Origin of the sequence: Novosphingobium sp. CF614, assembly GCF_900113255.1 — a bacterium.
In the GTDB taxonomy this organism is placed as follows: domain Bacteria; phylum Pseudomonadota; class Alphaproteobacteria; order Sphingomonadales; family Sphingomonadaceae; genus Novosphingobium.
In genome coordinates this window covers 1-10,916 of sequence record NZ_FOOR01000041.1, presented here as the reverse complement: position 1 = coordinate 10,916, position 10,916 = coordinate 1, and the positions used below count along the sequence as shown (strand labels likewise).

General features: G+C 65.2%; 10 protein-coding genes. 4 read left to right on the top strand and 6 right to left on the bottom strand.

What is annotated here, in order from left to right; all coding sequences use genetic code 11:
• Nucleotides 1-146: 146 nt before the first annotated feature.
• On the bottom strand, nt 147-938 hold the full coding sequence (locus tag BM052_RS18855) for an IclR family transcriptional regulator (protein ID WP_091149395.1): 792 nt from the start codon (nt 936-938) through the stop codon (nt 147-149).
• Between the two features lie 177 nt (nt 939-1,115).
• On the opposite strand from BM052_RS18855, the gene ilvC reads away from it, so the two are divergent.
• Nucleotides 1,116-2,135: a ketol-acid reductoisomerase gene (ilvC, locus tag BM052_RS18850; protein ID WP_091149394.1), complete on the top strand. Its 1,020-nt coding sequence runs from the start codon at nt 1,116-1,118 to the stop codon at nt 2,133-2,135.
• Nucleotides 2,135-3,982 (top strand): dihydroxy-acid dehydratase, encoded by a 1,848-nt coding sequence (ilvD, locus tag BM052_RS18845; protein ID WP_091149392.1) that lies wholly within the window; start codon nt 2,135-2,137, stop codon nt 3,980-3,982. The genes ilvC and ilvD overlap by 1 nt, the downstream gene beginning before the upstream one ends.
• 15 nt (nt 3,983-3,997) lie before the next feature.
• On the opposite strand, the gene lpdA is transcribed toward ilvD, so the two are convergent.
• Genes lpdA through BM052_RS18825 form a run of 4 tightly spaced genes read right to left on the bottom strand, consistent with a single transcriptional unit; the run spans nt 3,998 to nt 8,963 of the window.
• Nucleotides 3,998-5,383 carry a dihydrolipoyl dehydrogenase gene (gene lpdA, locus BM052_RS18840; RefSeq protein ID WP_091149390.1) on the bottom strand — a complete coding sequence of 462 codons (1,386 nt, stop codon included), beginning with the start codon at nt 5,381-5,383 and terminating at the stop codon, nt 3,998-4,000.
• Nucleotides 5,380-6,708 (bottom strand): dihydrolipoamide acetyltransferase family protein, encoded by a 1,329-nt coding sequence (locus tag BM052_RS18835; protein WP_091149389.1) that lies wholly within the window; start codon nt 6,706-6,708, stop codon nt 5,380-5,382. Before BM052_RS18835 ends, lpdA begins: the two co-directional genes overlap by 4 nt.
• A 1-nt stretch (nt 6,709) precedes the next feature.
• Complete coding sequence (locus BM052_RS18830) at nt 6,710-7,723, bottom strand: alpha-ketoacid dehydrogenase subunit beta (protein WP_091149387.1); 1,014 nt, start codon at nt 7,721-7,723, stop codon at nt 6,710-6,712.
• A 1-nt stretch (nt 7,724) separates the two neighbouring features.
• Nucleotides 7,725-8,963, bottom strand: coding sequence for a thiamine pyrophosphate-dependent enzyme (locus tag BM052_RS18825; RefSeq protein WP_091149386.1), 1,239 nt, complete (start codon nt 8,961-8,963; stop codon nt 7,725-7,727).
• 170 nt (nt 8,964-9,133) lie between these two features.
• Between BM052_RS18825 and BM052_RS18820 the strand changes: the two genes are divergently transcribed.
• On the top strand, nt 9,134-9,595 hold the full coding sequence (locus BM052_RS18820; RefSeq protein WP_091149384.1) for an Lrp/AsnC family transcriptional regulator: 462 nt from the start codon (nt 9,134-9,136) through the stop codon (nt 9,593-9,595).
• Between the two features lie 69 nt (nt 9,596-9,664).
• Here the strand turns inward: BM052_RS18820 and BM052_RS18815 are convergent, their stop codons facing one another.
• A complete protein-coding gene (locus BM052_RS18815) occupies nt 9,665-10,081 on the bottom strand; it encodes a site-specific integrase (protein ID WP_177198574.1) in 417 nt (138 codons plus the stop codon).
• 26 nt (nt 10,082-10,107) lie between these two features.
• On the opposite strand from BM052_RS18815, the gene BM052_RS18810 reads away from it, so the two are divergent.
• A complete protein-coding gene (locus BM052_RS18810; protein ID WP_143084910.1) occupies nt 10,108-10,749 on the top strand; it encodes a hypothetical protein in 642 nt (213 codons plus the stop codon).
• Nucleotides 10,750-10,916 lie beyond the last annotated feature (167 nt).

Here is a 10,916-nt window from a genome sequence, read left to right as displayed (position 1 = left end):
ATGGGATGGTCTCCTGGTTGATGGTTGGTCCAGCAACCAAACCATCTCATCAGGAGGCCATTCCGGCCAAGACCCGCCCATCTCCCGCGTCAGCGGGTTAGTTCAATCCCCCAACCGAGTCAGCTCATCGGGCTATTGGTATAATGCTAGGCACCGGTCAGCGACTCCAGACGATTGCCCAGCAGCAACGCGCGCCGCTCGATCTCGGTAACTGCGGTCTTCAGCAATTCGTCGATGAACCTCACCCGCTGGGCGTTCAGGCGATCCAGCAGCGCGGTGACGCTGATCACGGCCACTCCCTTACCCGAGGAATCGCGGATCGCACGGGCAACCGCGCCCATACCCGCCACCACGTGGCCGGCATAGTGAGCATAGCCGTCCCTGCGGGCCAGCTCGACGTGTTCATACACCTGTTCCGGTCGAACACTGCGGAAGCTGCCGATCTCGACTGCGTTGAACTGGATGGCGTGACGGACCTCGTCGTCAGGCATGGTCGCAAGCATGGCCACGCCGCCGGCGCTGACCCCGAGCGGTACAGCCTCGCCCACCGTCAATGTCTGCGCCTTGATCGGGTATGCGCCGGTCGCACAGTCGATGCAGACCGAATCGTACTTGTTCCTGACCGAGAGGAAGACCGTGTCGCCCGTCTCGCGGGCGATGGCCATCATCTCCTGCCGTGCATGGGCCAGCACCGAGAAGCGCCGCGCCACCACGGCACCAAGGTTGAACAAGTAAATGCCCAGACGGAACTTCCGGGTCTGCTGGTCGCGATCCAGAATGCCGATTCTGGATAGCGAGATCAGCGCGCGATAAGCCGTCGCCTTGTCGAACCCGGTGGCTGCGGCGACCTCCGCGGCGCTCAATCCTTCGTTGGAGCCGCCTTCGAGCGCATGCAGGATGTGCTCGATCCGCTCGATCGTCTTGGAGCCACCGTCCATCGCCGCTCTCCGCACGGTTCAATTATTGAATACTGAATTCGACTATGTGGCAAATCACGGTCGTGCTGTCACGTTTTTACCGGATCGGGCCTTCCAATAAAGGTACGAGCGTCGCGGTCCCGTGACGTGCTCTGGAGCCGGGCCGGACACGTGCCATTGGAAACATTGCGAGAAGATATGAAAGTCTATTACGACGCCGATTGCGATATCAACCTGATCACCGACAAGAAGATCGCTGTGCTCGGCTATGGCTCGCAGGGCCACGCCCATGCGCAGAACCTGCGGGACAGCGGTGTCAAGGACGTCGCGATCGCGCTGCGCGCCGGTTCGGCCACCGCGAAGAAGGCCGAAGGCGCCGGCTTCAAGGTGCTGTCGAACGTGGAAGCGGCCAAGTGGGCCGACATCCTGATGATCCTGGCGCCCGACGAGCACCAGGCCGCGATCTATGCCGAGGACCTTCATGCCAACCTGAAGCCCGGCGCCGCGCTGGCCTTCGCGCATGGCCTCAACGTCCACTTCGGCCTGATCGAGTCGCGCGCCGACATCGACGTGATCATGATCGCACCCAAGGGCCCGGGGCACACTGTGCGTTCGGAATACCAGCGTGGCGGCGGCGTGCCCTGCCTCGTCGCGATCCATCAGGACGCGACCGGCAATGCCCATGACATCGCGCTGGCCTATGCCTCGGGCGTCGGCGGTGGCCGTTCGGGCATCATCGAGACCAACTTCCGCGAGGAATGCGAAACCGACCTGTTCGGTGAGCAGGCCGTGCTCTGCGGCGGCGCCACGGCGCTGGTCCAGGCCGGGTTCGAAACGCTGATCGAAGCCGGCTATGCCCCGGAAATGGCCTATTTCGAGTGCCTGCACGAACTGAAGCTGATCGTCGACCTGATGTATGAAGGCGGCATCGCCAACATGCGCTACTCGATCTCGAACACCGCCGAATATGGCGACATCACGATCGGGCCGCGCATCATCACCGACGAGACCAAGAAGGAAATGAAGCGCGTCCTGGCCGACATCCAGTCGGGCCGCTTCGTCAAGGCCTTCGTGCTCGACAACCGCGCCGGCCAGCCCGAACTGAAGGCCGCCCGCAAGGCCGCGCTGCGCCACCCGATCGAGGAAACCGGCGCCAAGCTGCGTGCGATGATGCCCTGGATCGCCAAGAACGCCCTGGTCGACAAGGCCAAGAACTGATGCCAGTTTATCGTTCTCGCACGTCCACCCATGGGCGCAACATGGCCGGCGCGCGGGGGTTGTGGCGGGCGACGGGGATGAAGGACGGCGATTTCGGCAAGCCGATCATCGCGGTGGTCAACTCGTTCACCCAGTTCGTGCCGGGGCATGTCCACCTCAAGGACCTGGGCCAGATGGTGGCGCGCGAGATCGAGGCGGCGGGCGGGGTTGCGAAGGAATTCAACACCATCGCGGTGGATGACGGCATCGCCATGGGGCATGACGGCATGCTCTATTCGCTGCCGAGCCGCGACCTGATCGCCGACAGCGTCGAATACATGGTCAACGCCCACTGCGCCGATGCGATGGTGTGCATCTCCAACTGCGACAAGATCACGCCGGGCATGCTGATGGCGGCGATGCGGATCAATATCCCCGTCGTGTTCGTTTCGGGCGGGCCGATGGAGGCCGGCAAGGTGGTCCTCAAGGGCAAGGAGGTCGCGCTCGACCTGGTCGATGCGATGGTGGCGGCGGGCGACGACAAGTATTCGGACGAGGAAGTCGACGCGATCGAGCGTTCGGCCTGCCCGACGTGCGGTTCCTGCTCGGGCATGTTCACCGCCAATTCGATGAACTGCCTGACCGAGGCGCTGGGGCTTTCGCTGCCCGGCAACGGTTCGGTGCTGGCCACCCATGCCGACCGGCAGCGCCTGTTCCTGGAGGCGGGGCGGCTGGTCGTCGATTTGTGCAAGCGCTGGTACGAGCAGGACGATGCCAGCGTGCTGCCGCGTTCGATCGCCAGCTTTGCCGCGTTCGAGAATGCGATGAGCCTCGATATCGCGATGGGCGGATCGACCAATACCGTGCTGCACCTGCTGGCCGCCGCGCACGAGGCGGGGGTGAACTTCACCATGACCGACATCGACCGGCTGAGCCGGCGGGTGCCGTGCCTGAGCAAGGTAGCGCCGGCCAAGAACGATGTCCACATGGAGGACGTCCACCGGGCGGGCGGGATTATGGCGATCCTGGGCCAGCTGGAGCGGGCCGGGCTGCTCCACACCGAGCTGCCGACCGTGCACAGCCGGACGATGGGCGATGCGCTGGCCAAGTGGGACGTCAGCCGGACCAATTCCGAGAGCGTGCGCGAATTCTTCCGGGCGGCACCGGGCGGGGTGCCGACGCAAGTGGCGTTCAGCCAGGCGCGGCGCTGGGACGAGCTGGACACCGACCGGGAACGCGGCGTGATCCGCAGCGCCGAACATGCCTTCAGCAAGGATGGCGGGCTGGCCGTGCTGAGCGGCAATGTCGCGCTGGATGGCTGCATCGTGAAGACGGCGGGGGTCGATGAATCGATCCTCCGGTTTGCCGGCCCGGCCAAGGTGTTCGAGAGCCAGGATGCCGCGGTGGCGGCGATCCTGACCGGGCAGATCGTGGCGGGGGACGTCGTCGTCATCCGTTACGAGGGGCCGCGCGGCGGGCCGGGGATGCAGGAAATGCTCTATCCGACCAGCTATCTGAAATCGCGCGGGCTGGGCGCGGCCTGCGCGCTGATCACCGACGGGCGCTTTTCCGGCGGCACCTCCGGCCTGTCGATCGGGCATGTCTCGCCCGAGGCGGCGGAGGGCGGCACGATCGGCCTGGTGCGCGATGGCGACCGGATCGAGATCGACATTCCCGCCCGCACGATCACGCTGGTGGTGGCCGAGGCGGAACTGGCGGCGCGACGCGCGGCGCAGGATGCCGCCGGCTGGGCCCCGGCCAAGGCACGGCCGCGCAAGGTCTCGGCGGCGCTGCAGGCCTATGCCGCGATGACCACCAGTGCGGCACGCGGCGCGGTCCGGGATGTGACCCAGCTCAAGAAAAGCTGACGATGGTTGCGGCCCTCACGCGTGGAGCGCCCTGCCCAGACCTTTCAGCGCCGCCTCCTGCACGGTCTCGCCAAGGGTCGGATGGGCGTGGATCGTCTCCGCGATGTCGGTCAGGGTCGCCGCCATTTCCAGCGCCATGGCAAATTGCCCGGCCATTTCCGCAACACCTGCACCCACTGCCTGGATGCCCAGGACCAGCTCGGTCCGCGGGTCGAACACCACCCGGACGAAGCCCCCGGCGCGTTCCATCGTCATCGCGCGGCCGTTCGCCTGGAACGGGAAGGCTGCCGTCTTCGCGTTGCCGGCTCCATCGGTCACCGGCAGCTGCCCCACCACGACCAGTTCCGGATCGGTGAAGCACACCGCCGGAATGGCGCGCTTGTCCCAGCAGCGGTCCTGCCCGGCCACGATTTCCGCCACCAGCGATCCCTGCGCCATGGCTCGATGGGCCAGCATCGGATCCCCGGTCACGTCGCCGATCGCGAAAACGCCGCGCATGGTCGTCGCGCAGCGATCGTCGATGGCGACGAACGGCCCGTCCATACCGAGGCCTAGACTTTCCAGCCCGAACCCTACGCTTGCCGGCGCGCGCCCGACCGCGACGAGAATCGTGTCTGCGGCCAGTTCGATCTTTCCGTCCGGCGTATCCACCACCAGCCTGTCGTCGTCGGCATCGAGGCCCTGCGCCCGCGCCGAAAGGTGCAATGTGATACCAAGTTCGGCCATCCGTTTGCGGACCGGCCTGGTCAGCTCCTCGTCGTACTGGGGCAGGATGCGAGGACCGGCCTCGACGAACGTCACGGCCGATCCCAGCTTGGCCATCGCCATTCCGATCTCCAGGCCGATATATCCGGCGCCGACCACCACCAGCCTGCCCGGCACTTCGGGCAGGGACAGCGCTTGGGTCGAACTGATCACCTTGCCGCCGAAGGGCAGGAAAGGGAGTTCCAGAGGTTTCGATCCCGTGGCGACGACCACGTTTTCCGCGCGGATGAGAACCGGCTCTCCGTCCATCTCGATCCTGACCGTCTTGCCATCGACGATTGTGGCGAAACCGTTCACATACCGCGCCCCGGCCTTCCCGATCAGGCCCGCCACGCCGCCGGTGAGCCGCTTGACGATGCCGTCTTTCCAGGCGACCGTGCGGGCAAGGTCGATAGTGGGGGCAGAACCCCGGATACCTAGTTCGTTTTCCCCTTCGAAAGACCGCGCACGGGTGAATTCGTCGGCCGCGTGGATCAGCGCCTTGGACGGGATGCACCCCACATTGAGGCAGGTGCCCCCAGGCTTTTCGGCCTCCACCACGACGGTGTCGACGCTCAGCTGCGCGGCACGGATCGCGCAGACATAGCCACCCGGCCCGGCTCCCAGTACCAGCAGCTTGCAGGTCTCTGTCTTCATGGCCGTTCACTCACGAAAATCAGCGCGGGCGTTTCGAGCAGCGTCTTCAGCTTCTGCACGAAGACGGCGGCGTCCCACCCGTCTATCACCCGGTGATCGAAACTGGCGGAGATGTTCATCATCTTGCGCGGCTGGAACCGGGCCCCGTCCCACATCGGCCTGACCGCCATCTTGTTGATCCCCAGGATCGCGACTTCCGGGTGATTGATGATCGGTGTGGTCGCCACTGCGCCAAGCGGGCCGAGCGAAGTGACCGTGAAGGTCGACCCGGACAATTCCTCGCGCCCTGCCTTGCCGGTCCGGGCCGCCTCGGCCAGGCGGGCGATTTCAGCTGCCGCGTCGAACAGGCCCAAGGCTTCGGCGTGGCGGATCACCGGCACGACAAGGCCGGTATCCGTCATGGTCGCTATGCCAAGGTGCACGGCCGCGTGCTGCATCACCGTGCCGCCTTCGTCATCGAAATGGGCGTTGATTCCAGGATGATCGACGAAGGCCCGGGCGAGCGCAGCCGTCACGAAGGGAAGGACGGTCAGCTTCGGCCTGTCGCCCCGCCCGGCATTGAGCTTCTCGCGCAAGTCTTCGAGCGCGGTAACGTCGATTTCCTCGATCACGGTAATGTGCGGAATGCGGCTGTTGGCAAGAGTCATGCGTTCGGCGATCTTTCGCCTCAGGCCGATGACCTTGATCTCCTTCGTCGCCGTCCTTGCGCCGGGCGCAGACGTTGACCGGCCCCACGCCGGACCCGCAGAGGTTCTGGCTCCGGCCACCGCAAAGACGGCGTCCAGATCGGCGTGGGATATCCGCCCGCCAGGTCCGCTGCCGGCCACCTGCCGCAGATCGATCCCCCCCGCCCTTGCCCGCGCCCGCACTGATGGAGAGGCCAGTACCGGCCACCCTTCCGCGCGTGGGGCGCCGATGCCGAGCGGCGCGACCGGGGATCGCAGAGGCATCGCCGGTGGGGACGAGGATTCAGCCGCCTTGGCATCGCTTGCGGCGGCGGCCGACTTTGCCGGTGCGGCTGCACTTGGCGACGGAACCCCGGCCGGGGAATCACCAATGCCCGGCTCTGGCTGGCCTGCGGCCCCGTCGCTCTCGATCCGCACCACTTCGGCACCGATCGCGATAACGTCTCCCACCTCACCCGCGACCCATGTCACCGTGCCCGCGCAGAGCGAGGGGATTTCCACCGTCGCCTTGTCGGTCATCACGGCAAGGAGGGGTGCATCCTCCTCGATGCGATCACCAACGCCGACCATCCATTCGACCACCTCGGCCTGGGTAACGCCTTCGCCGATATCCGGCAGCTTTATGGAAACGGACGCCATTTCAGTCCTCCATCGCCCGGATGAGCGCGCGACCGAGCCGTTGCGGGCTCGGGAAGTAGTCCCACTCCGCCGCCAGCGGATAAGGCGCATCCCAGCCCGTAATCCGCTGGATCGGCGCCTTGAGGTGCCAGAAGCAGGCTTCCTGCACTTCGGCGGCCAGTTCGGCGCCGAAACCGCTGGTCCTTGTGGCTTCGTGAATGACCACGCATCGGCCGGTCTTCTCGACCGACTGGACGATGGCCGCATGGTCAAGCGGGAGCAGGCTGCGCAGGTCTATGATTTCGGCATCGATGCCGGTCTGCCGGACGGCCTCCTCGGCGATGAACACCATGGTGCCGTAGGCAAGGATGGTAATCGCGCTGCCGGGCCGGCGGATCGCGGCCTTCCCGATCTCGACCGTATAGCGCCCCTCCGGCACCTGCGCCTCCGGACGCGAGGACCAGCCCGCCGCCTCCCCGGCGGAATGGCCATAGAACGGGCCATTGTAGATGCGCTTCGGTTCGAGGAAAATCACCGGGTCGGGATCCTCGATCGCCGCGATCAGCAAGCCTTTCGCGTCGTAGGGATTGGACGGAACGACCACCTTCAGCCCGGCCACGTGCGTGAACAGCGCTTCCGGGCTCTGGCTGTGGGTCTGCCCGCCATAGATGCCACCGCCGGTCGGCATCCGGATGACCAGGGGACAGGTGAATTGCTGGTTGGAGCGATGCCGCAACCGGGCCGCTTCCTGGGAAATCTGGTCGAAGCCGGGGTACATGTAGTCAGCGAACTGGATCTCGACACAGGGCTTCATGCCCTGGGCCGCCATGCCTACGCCTAGCCCGACGATGGCGCTTTCGTTGATCGGTGTATCGAACACCCGTTCGATGCCGTGCGTCTTCTGCAGGCCGGCGGTGCACCGGAACACGCCGCCGAAGAAGCCGACATCCTCGCCGAATACGACCACGCCGGGATCATCCGCAAGCTTGACGTCCAGCGCATCGCGGATCGCCTCGATCATGGTCATGGTCGGCATATCAATACCCCATCTCCTGGCGTTGGCGCCTCAGGTGGTCGGGCAGGTGGGCATAGACCCCCTCGAAGATCTTGGCTGGCGAAAAGGGCCGCGGGTTGACGAATGTGCCGTGCTGTTCGACTTCCTTCTGCGTGGTCACGATCTCGTCGAACAGCTCGGCCTGTTTCTGGGCGTGCTGCTGTTCGGACCATATGCCGCGGCCGATCAGATGGGCCTTCAGGCGCTCGACCGGGTCTCCCAGCGGCCACATCGCCGCCTCGTCCCGGGGGCGGTAGGCGTTGGGATCGTCCGAGGTCGAATGCGCGGCGGTGCGGTAGGTGAACCATTCGATGGCCACCGGCCCTAGGCCGCTCCGCGTCCGCTCGACCGCCCACCGCGACACGGCGGCAACAGCCAGGTAGTCGTTACCGTCAACCCGGAGAGCAGGGACCCCATAACCCCGCGCGCGTTCGGCATAGGTGCGCGACGCCCCGGCGGCGATGGCCGTACAGGTCGAGATCGCCCACTGGTTGTTAACGATGTTGAGGATGACCGGCGGCTGATAGACCGATGCGGTCAGGAGCGCACTGTGGAAGTCATTCGATGCCGTGGCTCCGTCTCCGATCCAGCCCGCCGCGATCTGCCCGTTCCGGCTGAGCGCATTGGCCATGGCCCAGCCCACCGCCTGTACATACTGTGTGCCCAGATTGCCGGAGATGGAAAAGAACCCGTAATCCCGCGAAGAATGCATGGTCGGCAACTGGCGGCCTTCAGTGGGATCGCAGTCGTTGGCATAGATTTGACCCATCAGGGCGGCCAGCGGATAGTCGGCCGCGATCAGCAGGCTCTGCTGCCGATACGTGGGAAAGTTCATGTCGCCCGGGCTCAACTGGCGCTGGAATGCGCAGCCGATAGCCTCTTCGCCGGTGCATTGCAGATAGAACGAGGATTTGCCCTGCCGTTGCGCATTCAGCAGCCGTTGGTCGATGATCCGCATCCTGAGCATGTCGATCAGGCCCTGCACGCAATGCGCGGGGTCAAGGCTTCCCATGCCATCGGCCCATGGCCCCACGGCATTGCCAGCATCGTCCAGCACACGGATCATGCCTTTCGCGAAAGGTTCCGAAGCTTCCGCGTCGATATCCAGGGGAGGAACCGGCAGCACGCCCGGTTCGGGCACTTCGATCAGCGAGAAGTCCGGTGCTCCGCCAGGGCGAGCAGGAGGCCCGGGGAAATTCAGCTTCGCCTCGCCGACCACCATACCACCTCTCGAACATTCCGAACTGGCCCGAGGCGCGCGTACACGCGGCTCGAACCGTTTTGATATCAAAAGAAATATACGGGAATTGGCGAATTTTCTTCCCTGATTTGCGAGATATTGGCCTAATTTCGCATATTGCATTCGTCATTTAGCGATTTATAGCATGACTCATGCTCAAGCTTGATCGAACGGACCTGCGCATTCTCAAGGTGATGCAGAGCGACGGCTCTCTCACCGTCACTCAGATCGCAGAGCATGTGGGCCTCTCCCAGTCGCCCTGCTCGCGTCGCATCCAGGCGCTCGTCGATGCAGGGGTGATAACGGGCAAAAGCGTTGAACTGAATCGGCAGTTGCTGGGCTTTGACCTCTTGGTCGAGGCCCGGATCAAGATGCAGTCGCACGATCCCAAGCTGCTGGCAGCGTTCAAGACAGAGGTTCAGGCAATTCCCGAGATTCAGAATGCCATGCTCACTCTTGGCGAATTCGACTATCGGCTGCAGGTCGTCGTCCGGGACATCGGCCATTATCAAAACTTGCTGCAGGAGCGGCTCACCTCGCTTCCCGGCGTCAAGGAAATGCAAAGCTCCGTGGTGCTGGAGACGATCAAGGCCACGTCCGCGCTGCCGCTGTAGGGCCGCGAACATCCACTCGTATATCGCCCGCCCTTGCACGCTTGAGCAAGCCAAACGGCAACCAATCGCTCATAACCGCCCCACCACCCGCGCCGCAGCATTGGCTTCGACGCTCAGCGCCTGGGCGTAGCGGGCGGGCTGGGCGGGACTTTTCCAGCGCAGCGCGTGCATGATGCCGGCCAGATCCTCGCCAGCGGCGAACAGTTCCTGCGTCAGGCCGACACGGGTGGAGTGGGCGGTCAAGTTGGCGCGCCAGTGCTCGTACTCGGCATCCGGGATCTGCCCGAGCAGGCCGGCTTCGCGTGCAGCAGCGAGCAGCGCCCGGTAGACGAGTGTCACGGACTGCGCGGAAAGACCCGCGCCGACGGTCCAGACATCCCCGCTGGCCTTGTCGCGCGCGCGGTGCAGTCGGCGGAACACTGGCCCGTCCGCGCGTCGGGCATCGTTAGCGCTGCCGCAAACCGCTTGCCACGCGGCCAGCGCCATCATCGTGCGCGGGGAGAGATAGGCATATGGGTGAGGTTGCCCGACTGGGCATGAACCTGGCGCCCTTGCCGCTGGAGGAATCACTGTTCGAATTGTCGGTCTCGTCGCGCGCCGACAACCCGCCCCGGCTGGCCGCCTTGTTACGGGCCGTGGCCGCGCAGATGCGCCTGCGCTGGGACCGCACGCTCGATTTCGATCCCGCTCGGATGCTTGAGCTGACCGCGACGGCAGCTGCGCTGGTCGGTGCGCTCGGGCAGGCCCGGGCCGAGCGCCGCGCCGTACTGGCAGGCAAGGTCCGGCGCGATTTCGCTCCGGCCGATCCGCTCCATCTGGTCGGCTGCGGCGGTGAGCGTTGGGCCACCGTATCGGGCGCGCGCGGCGTCACGGCCTGGTTCATCGAGCCCGCGACCGGGCGCTGGCTATCGACAACGCTGGCGCGGGGGGCGGGGCAGGACCCGAGCTTCATGCCCGGCGATGCGTGGCACCATCAGCCCTTGTGGCACAGCGAACCACTGGCGGTGCTCGCCCATGCGCGGATCGAGCTCGACGGTTCGCGGCGCTCAGCGGACGACCGGCTTTCGGCTCCGATGAGCGCCCGGGCAACGATAATCGAGCGTTCGATCCGGCCCGATCCGGGCTGGCCCGGTGTCGTGCATGACTGGGAGTAACTGCTCAGGGGGTTGGCAGAAAAGGCTTGCGCGCAGGGTTCGGGGCTGATTGTCATGTTCGTAGTCAAGAGTTTTGGGCGAGCTTGTCCGATCCGCATGAGCGGCGAGGGTGTTTAGCGCTGCACATGGTAGGAAGCGGCGGCTGAGGACGACGGTTGATCAGACTG